Genomic DNA, 22,139 nt, shown 5'->3' on the forward strand with positions numbered 1-22,139 from the left:
CTGTATATAAAAACAGGCAGTTTTATTGGAAAAATATGAAATCACAATTTATTTTAAGCATTAAAGAGTATATGCAAGCGCGACACTATGCAAAGAAAACTATAGAGGCATATTTGCACTGGATAACGAGATTCATCTACTTCAATAACAAAACACATCCAATGAGAATGGGTAGTAAAGAAGTTGAGATGTTTTTAACTGACTTAGCTGTTAATGGGAAAGTAGCCGCTAAAACACAAGCGTTGGCGCTTAACTCTCTCCATTTTCTGTACCGTGAAATCATTAAAGAACCGCTATCAATTAGCATGAATTTCAAGAAATCTCAACTTGCCCAAAAATTACCAGTAGTGATGACAAGAACTGAAATTAAGCGGTTTTTAGAACATATTGAGCCACGATATCAATTGCAAATTATGCTCTTATACGGATCAGGGCTGCGGCTGATGGAATGTATCAGACTCCGAATACAGGACATTGATTTAGATTATGGTGCGGTTCGGGTATGGCAAGGGAAAGGAGGAAAAAACCGCACCGTCACACTTGCTAAGGAGCTTTATCCACAGCTAGCTGAGCAACAAGCATTAGCTAAGCGTTACTATGATAAAGATATGCAAACCAAAGGTTATGGAGGAGTCTGGTTACCCAATGCGTTGAGAGAAAAATATCCTTCAGCTCCTTATGAGTTTAATTGGCACTACTTGTTTCCATCTAATTTACTTACCTTAGATGAGAATAGTGGGTTGAAACGAAGGCACCATATTAATGAGTCGGCATTGCAGCGAGCAGTTCGGAAAACCGCTCATGATGCTGAGATACAAAAGTCAGTTTCATGCCATACGCTAAGGCATAGCTTTGCGACACACTTGCTAGAAGCGGGAGCGGACATTAGAACAGTACAAGAACAATTAGGGCATAGTGATGTAAAGACAACTCAGATTTACACTCACGTACTGGATAGAGGCGCCAGCGGTGTATTAAGCCCACTGTCGCGCTTATAAATAAGCGCAATAAAAAAGGAGAGCATACTTGCCCTCCTTTTCTTTAAACCTTCACTGCTAAATTAAAGAGCAGTTTTTGCTTTTTCAACAAGCACTGCAAATGCAGCTTTGTCGAATACCGCGATATCAGCAAGGATCTTACGATCGATCTCAATAGATGCTTTCTTAAGACCGTTAATGAAACGGCTGTAAGATAGACCATTTTGACGAGATGCTGCGTTAATACGCGCAATCCATAGCTGACGGAACTGACGCTTTTTAGTGCGACGGTCACGGTAAGCGTATTGACCAGCTTTGGTTACAGCTTGGAAAGCTACGCGGTAAACACGTGAACGTGCTCCGTAGTAACCTTTAGCTTGTTTTAGAACTTTCTTATGACGTGCACGAGCTTGTACACCACGTTTTACGCGAGGCATTATGCTTCTCCTAAACTAAACGATAAATAAACTAAAAAGAATTAAGCGTATGGCAACATGCGCATAACACCAGCCACTTCACATTTTGGAAGGATTGAGTTAGGGCGTAGTTGACGCTTGTTCTTAGTAGTACGCTTAGTCAGGATATGACGTTTTGTAGCGTGCTTAAATTTAATACCGCCAGCAGTTTTCTTAAAACGCTTAGCTGCACCTTTGTTGGTTTTCATCTTAGGCATGATGAATAACTCCGCATTGTAGTAGTTTAAATAACATGTAATTAGGGCGAATAACACCCCACCGTCTTTCAACGGCGAGGTCTCATTACTTGTAAGCCGTTAATTACTTCTTTTTAGGGGCAAGCATCATGATCATCTGGCGTGCTTCAATTCGACTCGGGAAAGACTCAACTACTGCAATTTCAGCAGTATCCTCTTTCAAACGATGAAGAACATCGACACCGATGTCTTGGTGCGCCATCTCACGGCCACGGAAGCGAATAGTAACTTTCACTTTGTTGCCTTCTTCTAGGAAACGGGTCAGGTTGCGTAGTTTTACCTGATAGTCTCCAATATCAGTCCCAGGACGGAATTTAATTTCCTTAATCTGGATCTGTTTTTGCTTCTTCTTCTGCTCTTTAGCAGTCTTGCTCTTTTCAAAGAGGAACTTGCCATAGTCCATCACACGACAAACTGGTGGCTCGGCGTTAGGGCTGATCTCTACAAGATCCATACCAGCTTCTACAGCAGCTTCTAATGCTTCGTTGATTGATACAACACCAACGGATTCACCATCTGCGCCAGTTAAACGAACTTCACGAACGCCACGAATTTCACCGTTTAAACGGTGCTGGTTTGGTTTGGCCGGCTGTTGGCCACGTCTTCCGCCTTTAATAGTTTATTCCTCCAGATTGAGCTTACGGCTAGAAACTTCGGCTTGGATATACGCAATAAAGTCATCCAATTTAAATTTACCTAAGTCCTTGCCCCTGCGGGTACGTACTGCGATCTCTCCGGCTTCCATCTCTTGGTCACCACAAACAAGCATATACGGTACACGCTTTAAAGTGTGTTCGCGGATTTTAAAGCCAATCTTCTCATTTCTCAAGTCTGCTTTGGCTCTAATTCCACATTTTTGTAGTTTTTGTGCTACTTCCTGAGCGTAAACTGACTGTTTATCAGTAATGTTCATAATTACCGCTTGTTCCGGCGCTAACCACGTAGGGAAGAAACCTGCATACTCTTCGATAAGAATACCGATAAAGCGCTCAAGTGAACCCAAAATTGCACGGTGAATCATAACCGGAACAAGACGCTCGTTACTTTCGCCAACATATGTCGCGCCTAAACGAGCTGGTAAATTGAAATCCAGCTGCACTGTACCACATTGCCACGCACGATCTAAGCAATCATGCAAAGTAAATTCAATTTTAGGGCCGTAGAATGCGCCTTCACCTTCTTGAATTTCAAATGGGATATCCATTGCCTGCAGTGAAAGCTTTAATGCTTCTTCCGATTTATCCCAAATTTCATCACTACCAACACGTTTTTCTGGGCGTGTAGACAGTTTAACAACGATGTTATCAAAACCGAACGTCGTGTAGGTGTCGTAGACCATCTTGATACAAGATGTCACTTCTTGTTGAATTTGATCTTCGGTACAGAAAATATGGGCGTCATCTTGAGTAAAGCCACGAACACGCATAATACCATGTAATGAACCTGATGGTTCATTGCGGTGGCAAGATCCAAACTCAGCCATACGCAATGGCAGATCACGGTATGATTTCAAACCTTGATTAAATATTTGAACGTGGCCTGGGCAGTTCATCGGTTTAATTGCATATTCACGATTTTCAGATGACGTCGTGAACATGGCATCCGCATATTTATCCCAGTGACCAGAACGCTCCCATAGAACTCGGTCCATCATTAATGGACCTTTTACTTCTTGGTAATCGTACTCACTGAGTTTTTGGCGAATGAACACTTCAAGATCACGGAATATAGACCAACCGTTATGGTGCCAGAATACCATCCCTGGAGCTTCTTGCTGCATATGGAATAGATCGAGCTGCTTACCAATTTTACGATGATCACGTTTAGCCGCTTCTTCTAAACGCGTTAAATGGGCTTGAAGTGCTTTCTTGTCATGGAATGCCGTACCATAGATGCGCTGTAGCATCTTGTTATCACTGTTACCACGCCAGTACGCGCCAGCAATGCTAAGCAGGGTAAAGTGTTGGCAGAAGCTCATGTTAGGTACGTGAGGGCCACGACACATGTCAATGTATTCTTCATGATGGTATAGACCCGGTCTGTCATCACGAGCCACGTTCTGATCCAAGATTTCCATCTTGTATGTTTCACCGCGAGCCTCAAAAGCATCACGGGCTTCCTGCCAACTGACTTTCTTTTTGACAACTTGATATTTTGTCTTGGCAAGCTCTTTCATGCGCTTTTCGATTTGCTCTAAATCATCTTGCGTGAGTGATTGCTCAAGATCGATATCATAGTAGAAGCCGCTGTCGATCGTCGGACCAATCGCCATTTTGGCTTGTGGATAAAGTTGCTTTAATGCATGGCCAAGTAAGTGCGCACAAGAGTGGCGTACGATCTCTAAACCATCAACTTCATCTTTTGTCGTTATAATTTCAAGGCTAGCATCATTTTCGATAAGATCGCACGCATCGACGCGCACACCATCGACACGGCCTGCGATCGTTGCTTTTGCAAGACCAGGGCCGATAGAAGCTGCAACTTCCATTGTCGATACAGGGTGTTCAAAATGACGTTGACTGCCGTCAGGAAGAGTAATAATAGGCATGTATAATCCTTACAGTGGTGTTGCATACCAAGCAACACGTGTTGAGTTTGATTGAAAATAACCCATCGAAGCTCACTCGGTAACACGAATACCGGAACTTCAATGAAGTGAAGATTTTAACTAGCTCACGCTAGAAATGCAAAGATCGAATTATATAAATCAAAAGAAAAAGCCCATGATAAATATCACGGGCTTTGGAGTTTCAATAATTGATTATGCTTCAGCGCGACGAGGACGACTTAACGTACCCGCATTGGCATTGGCATTAGCACTAGCATTGCCGTGACCACGTTCACCACGGAAGTTACCACGATGGTCGCCACCACGGTTGCGGTCAAAACGACGCTCACCATCACGACCAGTCGCCGCTGCACCGTCACGGTTGCCACGGAAGCCACCTTCACGGCCACCACGACCTGCGCCAGCCGCAGGAGCAGCGCCTTCACGATTACGGAAGCCACCGTTTCCGCCTTCACGACGGGCACCACCACCGTTACCACCTTCACGACGACCACGAGACTCGCGGAAGTCATCAAAGTCACATACAACGGCACCGACTTCTTTTTGGCGAATACGCAGTTTACGCAATTTGCCTTCAACATCTGAAGACATTGATTTAGGAAGCTGTACGAATGTATGGCCTTGAGCAAGTTTAATTGCACCAATTGAACCTTTGGTTAAACCAAGTTCATTAGCTAAAGCACCAACGATGTCTTTCACTTGCACGCCTTGCTCACGGCCGACTTGTAACTGATAAGTATCCCAGTCATTGCTCGCAGTACCATATTCGCGGCGACCTTCGCGTCCATCACGGCTATCGCGACCGCCTTCACGACGTTCACCACGCTCACTACCCTCTTTACGATCACGACGACGTGATTTTTCACGCTCGATCGCGTCGACCATTGGATCTGGGCCGACATAGAATAGTGGACGATTGCCTTGTTGGCGCTTCAGTAAAATGGCCGCCAGTGTTGTGGCATCAATCTCTAGGCTTTGTTGAAGTTTTTCAATGAGCTCAACAAATTTGTCTAAAGCAGTATGACCTTTGTCAGCTTCTAGCTCTGCACCCAGTTTGATGAGACGAGCTTCAGCAACTTTGTCACGCATTGGAAGTTGAATCTCTTCCATTTGAGAACGAGTTACGCGCTCAATCGTACGCAACATACGAATTTGGTTCGTGCGAACTAGAAGGATCGCTTTACCTTTGCGTCCAGCACGGCCAGTACGGCCAATACGGTGGATGTATGATTCTACATCGAATGGGATATCATAGTTGAACACGTGTGTAATACGTGGAACATCAAGACCACGAGCAACAACGTCTGTCGCAACAAGAATGTCGATTACACCCTGTTTGATATGATCAACCGTGCGCTCACGCAGTGATTGCGGAATATCACCATGAAGCGCTGCCGCTTTAAAGCCACGAGATAATAACCAATCAGCTAAACGCTCGGTGTCTTGACGAGTACGTACAAAGACGATTGACGCATCGGTTTCTTCTGTTTCAAGAAGACGAGCCATCGCTTCATCTTTTTCAACACCTTTAACAACCCAATATTGCTGCTCTACTTTCGCAACAGTTTGGTTTGAACCTGCTACGTCCACACGAGCAGGATCACGTAGGTAACGGTCAACAATCGTCTTCACCATAGGAGGCATAGTCGCAGAGAACAGCACGCGTTGAGCGGTGCCAGGTGCTTGTTCCATTATCCAAGTTACGTCATCAACGAAGCCCATTTTGAGCATTTCGTCAGCTTCATCAAGAACGAAGGTATGACATTCGTCTAAATGAAGGCGATCACGAGTGATCAAATCTTTTACACGACCAGGTGTGCCAACCACAATATGAGCACCATTTTTCAGAGCGCGCATTTGGTCAACAATAGAAGCACCGCCATAGATCTCAAGTACTTTAAGGCCTTGAATCTTTTGGCCAAGGTTTTTGATTTCTGCCGCAACTTGGATAGCAAGTTCACGAGTTGGTGCCATCACAATTGCTTGTGGCTTGTGTTGAGAAAGGTTTAATTTGTTCAGTAGAGGTAGAGAAAACGCAGCCGTTTTACCTGTACCTGTTTGTGCTTTACCTAGCGCATCTCTTCCTTCAAGAAGAAATGGAATAGCAGCAGCTTGGATAGGAGTTGGAGAAACGAAACCCATTTCATTTAGAGCAGAAAGGATTGAGTCGTTTAGGGCTAATTCACTAAATTGAATTACAGAGTCTTGCATGGAGATCCCACTAGATTAATTAACAAAAGGTCCCACGTGCTCTACCAATTCCAATACCGATCCATTAAAAAGAGCTGAGTTCCGTTCAGATGCGGATAAGTCTTAAAACGCATCAAGCCGCTAGGGACATATAAGGGACGCGGATTATTCCCTAAAAGCATAAAAAAAGCTAGTAAAAATTGAATTACATCACAAAAATTCGTCATAAATGACCATTAAGCTCATTAATTCACCCAAAACGAACACAGAAGCTGCATTTACAGCGCACTGTTAAAGCAGACTAGCAAAAATAACGCTTTCGGTAGTAATCATCCCGCTCAATGATTATAGTGTGCCCAATCGCATTTGTTAGAAAAAGAAACATGTTTCAAGATAATCCGCTCCTTGCTCAACTCAAGCAACAAATCCAAGAGAACTTGCCTAAGAAAGAAGGCACGATAAAAGCCACTGAAAAAGGCTTCGGCTTTTTAGAAGTTGACAGTAAGAACAGCTTCTTTATTCCGCCTCCATATATGAAGAAATGCCTACACGGAGATAAAGTGGTGGCCATCATTCGCACTGAGAATGAGAAAGAAGTGGCTGAGCCTCAAGAGCTGCTTGAGCCTTCATTAACTCGCTTCATTGGCCGTGTAAAGCTGTACAAAGGTAAGCTGAATGTCACGCCCGATAACCCGCAACTAAAAAGGCAATCGCTGAAAGCCAAGGTGCAAAAAGGATTAAACCCTGAACATTTATCTGAAGGTGATTGGGTTGTTGCACAGCTTATTAACCATCCACTGAAAGACGATAGCGGCTTTATGGTTGAAATCACCCATAAAATTACGGATGCCAACGATAAGATTGCGCCTTGGTGGGTGACTTTAGCTGAAAATGACCTGCCTAACAGTGAGCCGACTGGTATTGAACATTGGCAGCTCAAAGATGATGCCGACCTACAACGCATCGATATGACCCACCTTCCTTTCGTGACCATCGATGGGGCATCAACTAAAGATATGGATGATGCACTGTTCGCCCAAAGAACCGATAACGGTGACTTCACATTAACCATTGCCATTGCAGACCCAACCGCATACATCACGCCAGATGACGAGATGGACAGTGTCGCGCGTGAGCGGGGTTTCACTATTTATCTCCCTGGCCGCAATATCCCAATGTTGCCACGTGATTTAGCCGATGATTTGTGTTCGTTGATGGAAAATGAAGTTCGCCCTGCCCTTTGCTGTACCGTAACAGTGACTAAAGAAGGTGTGATTGGCGATAACATTACCTTTTTTGCGGCCAACATTAAATCGCACGCTCGATTGGTTTATGATCATGTATCAGATTGGTTAGAAACGGGCACTTCTACCGATTGGCAACCAAGTGACCAAATCGCTTCCGTTGTGCGTGATTTGTATGATTTTTCATTAGCGCGCGCACAATGGCGCGAAACATACGCGGTCGTGTTTCCTGATCACCCTGATTATCGATTCGAACTGAGTGAAGACAATGACGTTGTGGCAATTCATGCGGATCTTCGCCGTAGTGCTAACCGTCTTGTTGAGGAAGCGATGATAACCGCTAATATCTGTGCGGGAAAAACGCTCAAAGCGCATTTTGGCCAAGGCGTGTTCAATACGCACGCGGGGTTCAAACCCGAAAAAATTGCCGATGTTGTCGAATTAGTCAACCCAACGGGTGAGCTTGAATACACTGCCGATAACTTAGCGACTCTAGAAGGCTTTGCCTCTTTACGTCGCTGGTTATGTAAGCAAGAGACCCGCTATCTGGATAATCGTATCCGTAAGTATCAAGCTTACAGTGAAATAGGAAACCAACCTCTTCCGCATTACGCAATGGGTTTGGATATCTATGCCACTTGGACTTCTCCTATCCGTAAATATGGCGATATGATCAACCATCGTATGTTGAAAGCACATATTTTAAACAAAGAGCCCGTACAAACACCGGATGAAACCGTTGGTGAAGAGTTGGCACTACACCGCAAACACCACAAAATGGCCGAACGTAACGTAGGCGACTGGCTCTATGCTAGAACGCTAGTAAACGAACCGAGCAAAGGCACCCGTTTTACGGCTGAAATTTTTGATATCAATCGCGCTGGCATGCGCGTACGTCTTTTGGAAAATGGCGCTGCCGCATTCATTCCTGGTTCTTTAATCTTAGACAACAAAGAACGTATTGAATGTAATGCGGAAAGTGGAACGCTGCTTGTCGATAAAGAGGTCGTCTTTAAGCTCGGTGATACGCTCGAAGTCGTGCTCGCAGAAGTGAATATGGAAAACCGCAATCTGATTGCAAAACCGACTCAGGTTTTCGAACCGTTACCTATACCTTCAGAAGCTAATACCACTACCCAAGGGGAGTGATTTTAGCAGCATAGACATTTCTATCAGGCATTCTTCGGAGTGCCTTTTTATTGCTTATTGATCACCAAAAGTAAGATTTAGGATCTTTTTCAATTTCGCGGATCAACGCCGTCAAATCCGTTGTTTTAGGGAGAAAAGGATACGGCAACCAATCTTCAATTTCTTTATCGGGATCCGTATTAGGAATATACAGCGCCCATTTAGCTTCTTCCCAAATCACTTTCGCCACGATACTTGAATAGTCGCAATGCGTTGAATCTAATTTGTAATGGTGTTTGATGAAGTGCACACCGTTAACGATCGGCTCAAAACAGGATTTGCCTAATTCAACAGACACACTTTGGTTACGATTATGGCAAACAAGCTCTGCTCTTCGTTCTAGTTGACGTTGCAACAAATTCACTACCGCCATTTTACCCTCGCTCAAACACGGCTTCCTGACATCTCGACTATAGCTGACTTCGCTTATCTCTGATATGAAAAACCGTAAGGCTACAAACCACTTACCTTTGTGGTTCACAAAAGTGTCATCTATACGACATATTATGGTGGCTCAATTTTTCTAAATAACCATATTGGAGCCACTATGTTTCGAGTCGCGCTTGCTACACTGCTTTCAACTTTGCTACATACCCAGTTTGCCTTCGCAAGTGAAGTTAATATTTCTGGCTCGACCTCGGTCGCTAGGATCATGGAAGTATTCGCCGAGGACTACAATACCGCACACCCTGAAACTTATATCGCGGTTCAAGCCGTAGGTTCGAGTGCTGGCATCACATTACTGAAAAAAGGTGTCGCAGATATCGCCATGAGCTCGCGCTACCTCACAGAAAGTGAGCAAGATGAGACGATGAGCACCTTGCCGATTGCCTATGATGGGTTGGCTGTTGTAATCAATCGCTTAAACAGTATTGAAAATCTGACTCGTGAGCAGTTATTTGATATTTATAAAGGGAAAATAACCAACTGGAAACAAGTCGGTGGTGCTGATCAAAAAATCGCAGTTGTGACCAGAGAAGCATCATCAGGTTCCCGCTATAGCTTTGAAAGCTTATTAGGCCTGACTCGTGTGATTAATGATCGCTTAGTGTCAGACATCAGTTCCAATAACTTAGTGGTCAATAGCAATAGTATGGTTAAAACACTGATTAACCATAACCCTCAAGCGATCGGTTTCATCTCTACGGGATCGGTAGATAAATCGATTAAAGCGATAAAATTTGAGGGAGTAGAAGCCACTGCAAAAAATATTGTCACTCATGAATATAAACTTTCTATGCCATTTTTAGTGGTCTATTACCCTGAAAAAATCACTAAAGAGACTCAAGCTTTCATTGCTTCTTTAAAGTCAGCGGAGGCAAAGGCTCGCATAGAAGAATATGGTTATATTCCTTTGAAAAACAAATAAATACAAAAAAGGAGAGTGATCGACTCTCCTATTTCCATGTCATTTTTCTAAAGTTAAAAATGGAGTTGGATTACTGAAACCACGACACAGCCTGGGCGACGAATACCTTCAATCTCCACTTTAATTTCTCTCTCGATCTCCAAACCTTTTTTGATTGGCGTAACTTTCAATAGAGTACTAATGGCTCTTACTCTGTTTCCTGATTTCACTGGATATGGGAAACGAACTTCATTTAAACCGATATTCACCACCATTTTTGCGGTCGGAAATATTGGTTTGTCAGGATCAACGCTATCCGTCAATTTAGGTAACAAGGCCAAGGTCAAAAAGCCGTGCGCAATTGTGGTCCTAAATGGAGAATCAACTTCCGCTTTTTGAGGGTCGGTATGAATCCACTGCATATCCTCAGTTACTTGACCAAACTGGTTAATGCGCTCTTGATCAACCACCAGCCATTTACCTGTATGAATGACTTCACCAATCTGAGTCTGGAGCTGTTTATACAGACGTTGCGCTTCAGGTTTGAGTATCAAGGGTTCGGCAATAGGAGCATCTTCATTCACTGCTGGTTGGTGAAAATCTCTAACCCAAGAAAACAACTGGCGACTGTTTGTTTTATGTAGAAGCTCGCCCCAGTACTCACGTACTGAAGGTGATACCCACTGCATAAGCTCAGAGGAGTACTTGTTCATTGAATCGCCACGATGCTTAAAAAGATTCTCGACTTTCATCTAAACCTCGGTGATTAGTTAGAATGCCCTTGGATTGAGTTAATTTTGAAGTACTTCACACTTAGCTGCAAACACTTTCGAGCGTACAACCGTTCCCTGAAACACACAAATTACATATAAATCAATCAAATAAAAATAAAACACCATTTTATTAGATAACTAGGGTGTAGAGTATATAGCTCATAAAATCAAGGGAAGCGGTAAAAACAGCGCTTTACTGTAACTGAAAACGTTATTGCGGTTAGCCAAACCGAGTCGATGACTCAATTTATTGCTTTACAATATTATGGTGGCTATCTATTATGCGCACCACACGGAGAGATGGCTGAGTGGTTTAAAGCACCGGTCTTGAAAACCGGCGATGGTTAATAGCTATCCTAGGGTTCAAATCCCTATCTCTCCGCCAAATATCAAGAAAAAGCCTTTGATTATCAGAGGCTTTTTCTATTTATAGCATTTGGAAACTTTAGATGATTAAAAACTCATGTGTCTGGAAGATGCAATCATGTTTGGTCATCGCCTCTTCCTCAATACATCAAGAACGAATCACACGAATACCGATAGGTAAGAAGACATAGCCCGCGCACTATGCGTTTCAATCAACCGTAGAAGAGACCGAAGCCAGCAAATCTGTTGGGCTAGTCCAGGTATAAACCCACTCTTTAATATCTTGCCCACACGGAGACCGCCATAAACGCTCTCCTTTAGGTCGACCAGCTAAGTAGTCGTAAAATTCGATGGCTTGCTTATTGTCTGCCATCACTTCCAAATACACACCGCTATTAGGGAAATACTGCTCAAACCATGCCGCCATCTCTTGAATCAACTGGCGACCAATCCCCCTTCCTCGATAATTTTCATCAATGTGCAGAGACTCGATAATGCTGCCTTTGTCAAAATCGTGGTTACCAAAGGCGCAGATAAACCCACACAGCAGCCCCCCCTCTTCAATCAGTAGGACATGTTGATTAAATGGTGGATTGATTAAGCGAGTTTGCCAAATCAGTAAACGATCTTCTAGAACGTCGTTATCAAGGTACTCTTTGCCTAATATGCCTTGGTAGTGAGTTCGCCAACTTTGAGCGTGTAGCTGAGCAATTCTTTCAAAATCGCAATATTCAGCTGCTTTTATTTCCATATTCTAGTCCTTATTACTTCCTGTAAGGATTAACATCGTCTTTCATACTATTCGGTTCAAATAGAAAAGCAAAATATACTAGTCACAATCCCTTAAAAGAATCATTAAACCTCTTTGACTTACAGTTGTTCGCTGATATTCTAGCGAACAACTGTAAGCTCAAGGATTTTAATCATGGAATCGGCATCAAAACCACCACTTATCTGGATAAACATCGTCATTTTTAGCTTCAGCTTGGGCTTAGCGACGATTGCAGCCCCTTTGTATGGATGGCAATTTGGCTACGGCATGGAGCATTGGCTTTGGCTGATGATTTGTTTTTCCTTTTGCAACCTTTCCATTACCGCGGGATATCACCGTTTATGGTCACATAAAGCCTATGAAGCACATTGGGCACTGAGATTATTGTTTGCATTAGGTGGGGCGTTTGCACTGCAAAACAGTGCGCTACATTGGTCTTCTGATCACCGAGTTCATCACAAGCATGTAGACAATAATGACAAAGATCCTTATTCAGCCAAACGTGGATTCTGGTTTTCACACATAGGTTGGATGCTGCGTCACTACAATAAAACCACGTACGATGACTACTCCAACTGCCGTGACCTGCAAAAAGATAAGATCGTCATGTGGCAGCATAAATATTATGTACCTTTGGCACTCGCAATGAACTTGGGCGTTCCTCTGATCCTTGGTTTTATTTATCACGATATACTGGGCATGTTACTGATCGTGGGTGCGTTGCGTTTAGTGCTCAATCATCACACGACATTTTTCATCAATTCGCTGGCTCATATATGGGGTAGCCAGCCTTATACTGATAAAAATACGGCCCGCGATAACGGTATTTTGGCTTTCTTCACTTTTGGCGAGGGCTACCACAATTATCACCATATTTTTGAAAACGATTATCGTAATGGGATTTATTGGTGGCAATACGACCCAACAAAATGGCTGATCAAGCTGTGTTCGTGGCTTGGGTTGGCTGGTAAACTGCGCACTTCTCCTCCCCTTAAGGTAGAAAAAGCGAAAGCGTTAATGGCATTAAGCCATGCGCAAAAACAGATCGCCGCGTTGCCCAATCAGCAACTCGTTATGGCCAGCATACAACGTGAATTTGACGCTTTAGTCATGCAGTTGCAAGAGTATTATGAATTAAAGAAACAGCTGATCGAAAGTAAAAAAAACAATATTGTTCGTAGATATGAACACTCCCTATTGATGCTGCGCTATCGACAAGTGAAGCAACAATTAGCACTACAAAAATCCAATTGGCAGCTCATTGTGCGTCAGTACTCCTAAATTCATACTTTACAGATTTGATGAAGCCATGCCTTAAATGGCTTCATTTTTCTTAGCTTAAATTATTCTCCCCTCTAACAGAACTTCTAGCCGCATATTTGCTAAATGAATAGTTAGAACGACTAAAACATATTCAAAGTTAAAGAATTTTCAACTAGGTTATCAATTGATAATTTTATTGTTTTAGATCATCTAAAGCTCAACTTGCTCTCGTGCTACAGCATTCTTTTCGGTAAATTCCTTGTCATAAATTGATACACGTTTTTGCAATATTGTTCATAATTTCAGGAGACTTAAATGCTAGAGCTTTTAATTGGCTTGGCGGTAACAGTAGCGGTGGGTTATTTCATTGTTAAAGGTTACAAGCCAGCCGGTGTGTTACTCACCGCAGGTATCGTTTTACTGCTATTAACTGGCGCACTTGGCTATTCAGTGCTGCCAGCCAAAGTACCCTCAACCGGTAACACAGTAACGGATGCACTCGAATTCGTGAAATACATGTTGCGTTACAGTGGTGGCGGTTTAGGCATGCAAATTATGTTGCTGTGTGGTTTTGCTTCGTACATGACACACATCGGCGCCAACAATGTGGTTGTAAAACAGTTTTCTAAACCTCTTTCGGTTATTACATCCCCTTATATCTTGCTGGTTGCTGCTTACATTGTGGCGTGTTTGATGTCTTTAGCGGTGAGCTCAGCAACGGGTCTTGGCGTGCTGTTAATGGCCACTTTATTTCCGATGATGGTAGCGATGGGGATCTCTCGTCCGGCCGCAGTTGCGGTATGTGCATCTCCTGCTGCGATCATCCTTTCCCCGACATCCGGTGATGTGGTTATTGCGGCGGAAAAATCAGGCCTACCTTTACACGTTTTTGCCGTGGAAACGGTTCTTCCTGTTTCGATCTGCGCCATTATCGTCATGGCGATCGCGGCCTTCTTCTGGAACAAATATCTCGATAAGAAAGATAATACACCGATGGAAAAAATCGATGTTTCCGCCATCGAAGTGAAAGCACCCGCTTACTATGCGGCTCTTCCATTCTTACCTATTGTGGGTGTGTTCTTATTCAACGGAGAAACCATTCAAGGTTTGAGCCTTGATATTTACACCATTGTTGTCGGATCCATCTTCATCGGTGCATTGGTTGACTTCGTGACGAAGCGTTTTAAAGGTAAAGAGACGTTAGAAGATCTAGAATCGTGCTACGCAGGCATGGCCGAAGCATTCAAAGGCGTGGTGATGTTGTTGGTTGCTGCGGGCGTATTCGCACAAGGTTTGATGTCGATTGGAGCGATTGATAACCTGCTTCATCTTGCAGAAACCGCAGGCGCAGGCGGCATAGCCTTGATGCTGATTTTGACAGGCCTTACCGTAGCAGCCGCTATTGCGACGGGTTCAGGCAACGCTCCGTTCTACGCCTTTGTTGAGTTAGCGCCATCGTTGGCGGCTAAATTGGGCGTGAACCCAGCCTTTCTCATTATCCCGATGCTGCAAGCTTCAAACCTTGGGCGCACCATTTCACCAGTATCAGGCGTCGTTGTAGCAACAGCTGGTATGGGCCAAATCAGTCCATTTGAAGTGGTAAAACGCACTTCCGTTCCTGTCATCCTCGGCTTAATCACGGTCATTATTGGTACAGTAATCCTTGTACCGATGACAGCATAACATTGACAAACAATCAGGGCGTTCAACAGGACGCCCTTTTTTCAAACCGCTATTTCCAAATAGGTGTTATTTACTCTCGCTATAGCGTTCCAAGTATAAAATCGTTGCTGCCGTGCGCGATGGGACGCGTAGCTTCTTCAGTAAACTCTTCATGTGCACCTTTACTGTCGACTCAGAAATGAACAGACGATCCGCAATTTGTTTATTCCGATACCCTTTCGCGACCTCTTTTAAAATCTGAGTTTCACGGTCGGTTAATGCCTCAAAAAGATCTTCATGCGTATGACGTTCGGCGAGGTACTGAGTAACAAACTCGCTGTACGCTTTTACACCCGTCGCGGCCTGTCTAAGCAGTTCCACCAGCTCATCTGGTTCTGTATCTTTAAGAAGGTAGCCATCAGCCCCCGCTTTCACCATAGCTTCAATATCGAGCGCACTGTCTGATACGGTTAAAATAACAATGGTAGCGGTTGATTCATCCGCACGAAGCGCTGTTAACGTATCGAGCCCTGACATGCCTTTCATATTCAAATCAAGCAGAATGAGATCCGGCTCGATGTCATGCGCCAAAGCAATGGCTTCACTGCCGTTACAAGCTTCAGCAACCACTTCAAAGTCATCTTCAAAACTCAATAGCTGGTTGATACCACGTCTCATCAAAGGATGGTCATCTACCAGCATTACTCTACATCTCGTCAAAATTTGTATCCTTTGAACGTTTATATTTCAATATAACTTCACACCCAGCATTGGGTGCGGAGGTTACTGACACTGCACCATGCAGCCGCGCCGCTCTTTCTTGCATAATGCTTAATCCATAGTGATTGAGCCTAACACGCTGTTGATCAAAGCCAATTCCATCGTCTTTGACCGTCACCATCACCTGATCATCTAATTCATCACAGTTGACTTGAATAACATTAGCTTGAGCATGTTTGATAGCATTGATAGTCGCTTCTCGGATCAATTGCAGTAAATGCACTTGTTGATGCGCATCTAAATCAATCGATGACAAATTATTATTAAGCACTATCTCCGCCGTAGTTTGCTCGCCAAGTTCCTCTAGCATGCCCTTGAGCGCTTGACCAAAATTGCCTTCTTTAATCGTTAGCCTAAAGGTGGTTAATAGCTCTCTTAACTGGGTGTAAGCGCCCGACAAACCTTGATCAATATCTAAAATGATTTGCTCTTTTTTCTCTGCGGCGTGCGGGGTCTCTGCTCGGCCAATCACGCGTTTTAATAGTGATACTTGTATCTTCAGATACGAAAGCGATTGAGCCAACGAATCATGCAGTTCCCGTGCGATGGTGGCGCGTTCTTCCATCAAGATCAACTGTTCGGCTTGTTTCTGTGCTTGATTATAATAAATGGCACGCGACAATATTTGTACGAAGTTATCAATCAAGGCGCTATTTGGACAAGGCAAGCTGTATTGCAGATACAAGTAACCCAGTTGCATCCCATCTAAGCTCAGTAAAAGCGGAGAAAGGGAGAACCCATTGCTCTCACCTTCGGATAAGCGCGTACTTTTACCCGCGTCATCACCAATTTCTAACTGGGCAAATGTGACCCCTTCAATGGTGACCAAGTGTTGCAAAATCGCTTGGAAATTATCTTGGCTAATGCGCGACGCGGTTAACTCTTGCGAGCAGTCATACAACACTTGCAGTGCTTGGTTGGCATTTTGCAACTTATGGGTTTTCTCATTCACCGCTTGCTCTAAACCAAGGTACAACTTACCAAGATCGGTGGCCATTTTATTAAACGTGCGGGTTAAGATCCCCATTTCATTATGGCTGGTGACATTGAGCGATACATCAAATGAACGGTTTTGGATCTGCTCACTGGCGGTCACTAGCGAACGCAATGGCCCCACCACTTCCTTACGAATAAAATGCACCACAAACAATGAGATACACAACACACCACCCAACCCCATGCCGCCAAACCAAGCCAGTTGGATCAGCTTTTGTTCTGAGAAGTGCTGCAACTTAAAGACAAAACGGTCGATTTGGCTGACAAATTTCGCTACCTCATCAAGATAGCGGTCTTTGTTCTCGCTATTTAACAAGCTTTTCAGTTCGTGCCAACGAATGATCAACTGATAATAATCTTTGGTGATGTCGTTTGGCACAGGCCAACGCTGCAATGCTTTCATTGAGGGTGAATAAAGCGAACGTTCAAAAAGATAAATGTGAGATGAATAATCCACCGAGTTACTTTGAATATCATGTGCCAATCGATAGCTTTGCATACGCATTGAACCAGCCACGTTCACCGCTTCCGCATCATTGAGTGAGGAAGCGAGTGTAAAAATGGCGTAGCCTGTGATGGCAACCGATAACAGTAAAATCGACACCATGGCTTTGGCAATGGTGCTGGTGACCGACTGTTTGGATCGTTTTCTCAAAACATCTCTCCGTGAACCTCTCCTTGCCTATTGTATCTGATTGGGCGCCGCTGTCGTTAAAGCCATTCAATATGTGATCACTCGCGCTTGAATTTATTGATCTAAAACAACATGACTAGCCAATTACCTCCTTGGGGGTATTTATAGAAATAGGACAAAAACTACAATTTGTGTATGGATAAATGAAGATTTGTTAACAAATACAGGAATGCACTTTGGTTGATCTCTCGAAAAGGCGTTTTTTTTCTCGTAATCAGGTCGATGACACCATTGTCCGCTTGCCTTGGATTGCTCACCCCCTCTCCTTTTCAGATGAGTGCACTCGCTGCGGCCGCTGCCTAGACGCGTGCGAAACAAAGATCATCACCTTAGGTGATGGCGGCTTCCCAACCATAGATTTTCATATTGATGAGTGCACCTTTTGTTATCAGTGCGCGCAGAGCTGCCCAGAGCCAATTTTCGCACCGCGCTCAACACAACCGTGGCTGGCTAAAGCAAAGCTCGAAGAAAGCTGCTTGGCTAAACGCAATGTGGAGTGTCGTAGCTGCGCTGAGTCATGTGAAGTCAGCGCTATAACGTTCAATTTAGTGATCGGAAAAGTGGCGCAACCGAATGTCGATATTGATGCCTGTAACGGATGTGGTGCGTGCGTTTCCATCTGTCCAACCTCAGCCATCCGTGTGAGCAATATTAATAATAATGAGAGATAAACATGTCACTCAATGAAGTACATATTTCAAGTTTGATCGTTCACGTCGTACCTGAACATTTAGCAGCGCTCAAAGCGACAATCGAATCGTTTGAGAACGCCGAAGTGTATGGCCAAAGCAACGAAGGGAAAATGATCGTCGTTTTGGAAACGGAAAATCAAGGCTTCGTTACTGACACCATCGATGCGATTAACAACTTACCACATGTTCTCAGCACCGCTTTGGTTTATCACCAAATAGAAAGTGGGCTGGATGACACGGATACCAACACTGGAACACAACATTCCCACATTGAGGATGACGTATGAAAATGACAAGACGCGCGTTTGTGAAAGCAAACGCAGCCGCATCCGCAGCCGCTGTCGCCGGTATTACTCTACCCGCCAGCGCAACAAACTTGATTGCCAGCTCAGACCAAACAAAAATCACTTGGGATAAAGCACCTTGTCGTTTCTGCGGTACGGGCTGTTCAGTATTAATCGGTACTCAAAACGGCAAAGTGGTTGCCACACAAGGTGACCCTGAAGCGCCTGTCAACAAAGGGTTGAACTGTATTAAAGGCTACTTCCTTTCAAAAATCATGTATGGCAAAGATCGCTTAACACAGCCACTGCTGCGCATGAAAGATGGCCAATATCATAAAGATGGAGAATTCACGCCAGTCTCGTGGGATCAGGCTTTCGATGTGATGGCTGAAAAGTGGAAACAAGCTCTAAAAGCGAAAGGGCCAACCAGTGTTGGCATGTTCGGTTCAGGCCAATGGACCGTGATGGAAGGTTACGCCGCCGTTAAACTAATGAAAGCGGGCTTTCGCTCTAATAACATTGATCCGAACGCTCGCCACTGCATGGCTTCAGCCGTTGTTGGATTTATGCGCACCTTTGGTATTGATGAACCGATGGGCTGCTATGATGATTTTGAACACGCTGATGCCTTTGTGCTTTGGGGTTCAAACATGGCTGAAATGCACCCAGTTCTTTGGACTCGTATTACCGATCGCCGTTTAAGTCACCCACACGTTAAAGTGAATGTCCTTTCGACTTATTATCATCGTTCGTTTGAACTGGCCGATCACGGTTACATTTTCCACCCACAAAGTGACCTTGCCATCGCCAACTTCATCGCCAACTACATCATTCAAAACAATGCGGTGAACTGGGATTTCGTCAACAAACACACTCATTTCAAACAAGCGACAACAGATATTGGTTACGGTCTGCGTGACGAGCACCCACTGCAAGTTAAAGCGAAAAATGCCAACTCCGGTGATGTGACTGCGATTGACTTTGAAGCTTATAAAGCCTCTGTTGCACCTTATACGGTTGAAAAAGCCGCGCAAATGTCAGGCGTTGCCGAAGATAAACTGATCGCGCTTGCAAAACAGTACGCTGACCCTAACACCAAAGTGATGTCACTGTGGACTATGGGCATGAACCAACACACTCGCGGTGTTTGGATGCAAAGCTTGGTCTACAACCTGCACTTACTGACGGGCAAAATTGCCACACCTGGCAACAGTCCATTTTCATTAACAGGCCAACCATCCGCTTGCGGCACAGCACGTGAAGTCGGAACCTTTTCTCACCGCTTGCCTGCTGACATGGTGGTGGCAAACCCCAAACATCGCGCGATTGCTGAAAAAACATGGAAGCTTCCGCAAGGCACCATTCCTGAAAAACCGGGCTTTCACGCGGTACAGCAAGACCGAATGCTCAAAGATGGCAAACTCAACGCTTATTGGGTGCAGTGTAATAACAACATGCAAGCAGGCCCGAATATTAACGAAGAACGTTTACCGGGTTACCGCAACCCAGAAAACTTTATCGTCGTGTCTGACCCGTATCCAACAGCCACAGCGCAAGCGGCCGACTTAGTGCTCCCTACCGCAATGTGGGTGGAAAAAGAAGGCGCTTACGGCAATGCTGAACGCCGCACTCAAGCTTGGTATCAACAAGTTGGTACTGTGGGCGAAGCAAAATCAGACTCATGGCAAGTGATGGAGTTCTCTAAACGCTTCAAAATGGAAGAAGTGTGGCCAGAAGAATTGCTCGCCAAAGCGCCACAATATCGCGGTAAAACCCTGTTTGATGTGCTGTTCAGAAACGGACAGGTTGATCAATTCCCGCTTGAAGAAGCGCGTGAACTGAACGATGACGCACATCACTTCGGTTTCTATGTACAAAAAGGGTTATTTGAAGAGTACGCCAGCTTCGGACGCGGTCACGGCCACGACTTAGCGCCTTATGATACTTATCATAACGTTCGCGGCTTACGCTGGCCGGTTGTGGATGGCAAAGAAACGTTATGGCGCTTTAAAGAAGGCTCTGACCCTTATGCGAAAAAAGGATCTGATTGGGATTTCTACGGCAAACCGGATGGTAAAGCGTGGATCATCTCCGCTCCTTATGAAGCTCCGCCGGAATCACCTGATGCCGAATTTGATATGTGGCTGTGTACGGGCCGCGTGTTAGAACACTGGCACACCGGCACTATGACGCGGCGCGTGCCTGAACTTTATAAAGCCGTACCCGATGCGCTCTGTTACATCCACCCAGATGACGCCAAAGCGCGTGGGTTACGACGTGGTGATGAAGTATTGATTTCCAACAAACGCGGCGAAGTTCGTGTTCGTGTGGAAACGCGCGGCCGAAATCGTCCACCGCATGGTTTGGTCTTTATCCCATTCTTTGATGCTCGCATTTTGATTAACAAGCTGATTTTAGATGCCACTGACCCACTGTCGAAGCAGACAGACTTCAAAAAATGTCCGGTAAAAATCACTAAAGTAGCGTAAGCCAGTTAATGAATGCATCGGCTGCCCTATGGGGGGCCGATCTCAGAATGAGCCATTAGGCGGAGAATTTAAGATGAAAAAACTACTGATCGCCCTTTTATCTTTTGGGGCTTTATTTGGCCAAACGGTACAGGCGGAACTGAATAACCCCGGCGGCAACGGCGGGCTGGAATCGCTGCGTGGCGCAACGCAACTTGAAGAGACTCGTCCTGCAGACGACTTTAAGAAGTACCCAAGAGATCAGGCGCTTGAAAGCGAATACGTCTATCAGCCACCTTTGATCCCGCATAACATTCGTGGCTACGAAGTGTCGCTAAACGCCAATAAGTGCCTTGCTTGTCACAGTTGGAAAAATGCCAAAGAGATGGGCGCAACCAAAATCAGTGTGACCCACTATGTTAACCGTGAAGATGCGGTGCTAGCTGACGTCTCACCGCGCCGTTATTTCTGTTTACAGTGCCATGTACCGCAAGCCATTGCGAAGCCTTTGGTGGAAAATGAGTTCAAATCCGTTGATTCACTTCGCTAATCGTAGCCAGATAATAACTTAAGAGGCTATTTATGAAATTATTAAAAGCGTTTTGGAAAAGGCTCACAAGCCCAAGTAAAGCGGCCGTTGGCATCGTATTGTTCATGGGGTTTGCAGGTGGTCTGCTATTTTGGGGCGCATTTAACACCGGTATGGAAGCAACAAACTCAGAAGAATTCTGCTCAGGCTGTCATGCACCGATTGTGGCTGAGATCCAAGAGACGATTCACTATTCTAACCGTTCCGGCGTACGTGCTATCTGCTCTGACTGCCATGTTCCCCATGAGTGGACAGACAAGATTATCCGCAAAGTGCAAGCCTCCAAAGAGTTGTTTGCTCATGTGGTATTAGGCACCATTAGCACACCCGAAAAGTTTCAAGCACGTCGAGCACATCTCGCGGAGCGTGAGTGGTCTCGATTGAAAAATAATGACTCATTAGAGTGCCGCAACTGCCATGAGTTCGAATACATGGATTTTTCAGAGCAAGGTCCACGCAGTGCCAAACAGCACTCTACCGCCCTTGCTAGTGGTGAAAAAACCTGTGTCGATTGCCATAAAGGTATTGCACATAAACTGCCAGATATGCAAGGCGTTGAAGGCTGGCAATAG

Annotated in this window: 20 protein-coding genes and 1 tRNA gene; 11 read left to right on the plus strand and 10 right to left on the minus strand. The window is 44.7% G+C overall.

What is annotated here, in order from left to right:
* The first annotated feature begins 35 nt into the window (after positions 1–35).
* Positions 36–998, plus strand: coding sequence for an integron integrase (locus AACT18_RS11905; protein ID WP_094143193.1), 963 nt, complete (start codon positions 36–38; stop codon positions 996–998).
* A gap of 62 nt (positions 999–1,060) precedes the next feature.
* Here AACT18_RS11905 and rplT read toward each other — a convergent pair whose 3' ends face one another.
* The 5 genes from rplT to AACT18_RS11930 form a co-directional block, all read right to left on the minus strand.
* A complete protein-coding gene (gene rplT, locus AACT18_RS11910; protein ID WP_010319590.1) occupies positions 1,061–1,414 on the minus strand; it encodes a 50S ribosomal protein L20 in 354 nt (117 codons plus the stop codon).
* A 41-nt stretch (positions 1,415–1,455) separates the two neighbouring features.
* Positions 1,456–1,650, minus strand: coding sequence for a 50S ribosomal protein L35 (gene rpmI, locus AACT18_RS11915; RefSeq protein WP_010319591.1), 195 nt, complete (start codon positions 1,648–1,650; stop codon positions 1,456–1,458).
* A 103-nt stretch (positions 1,651–1,753) separates the two neighbouring features.
* Positions 1,754–2,305, minus strand: coding sequence for a translation initiation factor IF-3 (infC, locus tag AACT18_RS11920; protein WP_080569453.1), 552 nt, complete (start codon positions 2,303–2,305; stop codon positions 1,754–1,756).
* Positions 2,306–2,308: 3 nt separating this feature from the next.
* Positions 2,309–4,237, minus strand: coding sequence for a threonine--tRNA ligase (gene thrS / locus AACT18_RS11925; protein ID WP_010319593.1), 1,929 nt, complete (start codon positions 4,235–4,237; stop codon positions 2,309–2,311).
* A 213-nt stretch (positions 4,238–4,450) separates the two neighbouring features.
* The gene (locus AACT18_RS11930; RefSeq protein ID WP_094144332.1) at positions 4,451–6,469 is read right to left on the minus strand and encodes a DEAD/DEAH box helicase; all 2,019 of its coding nucleotides are present in this window, start codon (positions 6,467–6,469) and stop codon (positions 4,451–4,453) included.
* 362 nt (positions 6,470–6,831) lie between these two features.
* Here AACT18_RS11930 and rnb point away from each other — a divergent pair, with 362 nt between their 5' ends.
* Complete coding sequence (gene rnb / locus AACT18_RS11935) at positions 6,832–8,841, plus strand: exoribonuclease II (protein ID WP_094143598.1); 2,010 nt, start codon at positions 6,832–6,834, stop codon at positions 8,839–8,841.
* 61 nt (positions 8,842–8,902) lie between these two features.
* Here the strand turns inward: rnb and AACT18_RS11940 are convergent, their stop codons facing one another.
* Positions 8,903–9,253 (minus strand): DUF3024 domain-containing protein, encoded by a 351-nt coding sequence (locus AACT18_RS11940; protein ID WP_026027345.1) that lies wholly within the window; start codon positions 9,251–9,253, stop codon positions 8,903–8,905.
* Positions 9,254–9,427: 174 nt separating this feature from the next.
* On the opposite strand from AACT18_RS11940, the gene AACT18_RS11945 reads away from it, so the two are divergent.
* Positions 9,428–10,249: a phosphate ABC transporter substrate-binding protein gene (locus tag AACT18_RS11945; RefSeq protein WP_026027798.1), complete on the plus strand. Its 822-nt coding sequence runs from the start codon at positions 9,428–9,430 to the stop codon at positions 10,247–10,249.
* A 53-nt stretch (positions 10,250–10,302) separates the two neighbouring features.
* On the opposite strand, the gene AACT18_RS11950 is transcribed toward AACT18_RS11945, so the two are convergent.
* A complete protein-coding gene (locus AACT18_RS11950) occupies positions 10,303–10,980 on the minus strand; it encodes a MaoC family dehydratase (RefSeq protein WP_013868538.1) in 678 nt (225 codons plus the stop codon).
* A 315-nt stretch (positions 10,981–11,295) separates the two neighbouring features.
* Here AACT18_RS11950 and AACT18_RS11955 point away from each other — a divergent pair.
* A tRNA-Ser gene (locus AACT18_RS11955) sits at positions 11,296–11,386 on the plus strand.
* Positions 11,387–11,575: 189 nt separating this feature from the next.
* Here the strand turns inward: AACT18_RS11955 and AACT18_RS11960 are convergent.
* The gene (locus AACT18_RS11960; protein ID WP_013868537.1) at positions 11,576–12,118 is read right to left on the minus strand and encodes a GNAT family N-acetyltransferase; all 543 of its coding nucleotides are present in this window, start codon (positions 12,116–12,118) and stop codon (positions 11,576–11,578) included.
* Between the two features lie 174 nt (positions 12,119–12,292).
* Here AACT18_RS11960 and AACT18_RS11965 point away from each other — a divergent pair, with 174 nt between their 5' ends.
* Positions 12,293–13,420, plus strand: coding sequence for an acyl-CoA desaturase (locus AACT18_RS11965; RefSeq protein WP_094143181.1), 1,128 nt, complete (start codon positions 12,293–12,295; stop codon positions 13,418–13,420).
* Between the two features lie 297 nt (positions 13,421–13,717).
* A complete protein-coding gene (dcuC, locus tag AACT18_RS11970; protein WP_019281627.1) occupies positions 13,718–15,085 on the plus strand; it encodes an anaerobic C4-dicarboxylate transporter DcuC in 1,368 nt (455 codons plus the stop codon).
* A 66-nt stretch (positions 15,086–15,151) separates the two neighbouring features.
* Here dcuC and AACT18_RS11975 read toward each other — a convergent pair whose 3' ends face one another.
* Together AACT18_RS11975 and narQ are read right to left on the minus strand one after the other, a co-directional pair.
* Complete coding sequence (locus AACT18_RS11975) at positions 15,152–15,784, minus strand: response regulator (RefSeq protein WP_013868534.1); 633 nt, start codon at positions 15,782–15,784, stop codon at positions 15,152–15,154.
* Positions 15,771–17,495 (minus strand): nitrate/nitrite two-component system sensor histidine kinase NarQ, encoded by a 1,725-nt coding sequence (narQ, locus tag AACT18_RS11980; RefSeq protein ID WP_094125868.1) that lies wholly within the window; start codon positions 17,493–17,495, stop codon positions 15,771–15,773. The genes AACT18_RS11975 and narQ overlap by 14 nt, the downstream gene beginning before the upstream one ends.
* A 215-nt stretch (positions 17,496–17,710) precedes the next feature.
* Here narQ and napF point away from each other — a divergent pair, with 215 nt between their 5' ends.
* From napF to AACT18_RS12005, 5 genes are all read left to right on the plus strand, one after another.
* Positions 17,711–18,205 carry a ferredoxin-type protein NapF gene (gene napF / locus AACT18_RS11985; RefSeq protein WP_017045373.1) on the plus strand — a complete coding sequence of 165 codons (495 nt, stop codon included), beginning with the start codon at positions 17,711–17,713 and terminating at the stop codon, positions 18,203–18,205.
* Between the two features lie 2 nt (positions 18,206–18,207).
* Complete coding sequence (locus tag AACT18_RS11990; protein WP_013868531.1) at positions 18,208–18,513, plus strand: chaperone NapD; 306 nt, start codon at positions 18,208–18,210, stop codon at positions 18,511–18,513.
* On the plus strand, positions 18,510–20,999 hold the full coding sequence (napA, locus tag AACT18_RS11995) for a periplasmic nitrate reductase subunit alpha (RefSeq protein ID WP_094125867.1): 2,490 nt from the start codon (positions 18,510–18,512) through the stop codon (positions 20,997–20,999). The genes AACT18_RS11990 and napA overlap by 4 nt, the downstream gene beginning before the upstream one ends.
* A gap of 73 nt (positions 21,000–21,072) precedes the next feature.
* The gene (locus AACT18_RS12000) at positions 21,073–21,528 is read left to right on the plus strand and encodes a nitrate reductase cytochrome c-type subunit (protein ID WP_013868529.1); all 456 of its coding nucleotides are present in this window, start codon (positions 21,073–21,075) and stop codon (positions 21,526–21,528) included.
* Positions 21,529–21,560: 32 nt separating this feature from the next.
* Positions 21,561–22,139, plus strand: coding sequence for a NapC/NirT family cytochrome c (locus AACT18_RS12005; RefSeq protein ID WP_013868528.1), 579 nt, complete (start codon positions 21,561–21,563; stop codon positions 22,137–22,139).

This window comes from Vibrio sp. V04_P4A5T148 (assembly GCF_963875605.1).
Classification (GTDB): domain Bacteria; phylum Pseudomonadota; class Gammaproteobacteria; order Enterobacterales; family Vibrionaceae; genus Vibrio; species Vibrio anguillarum.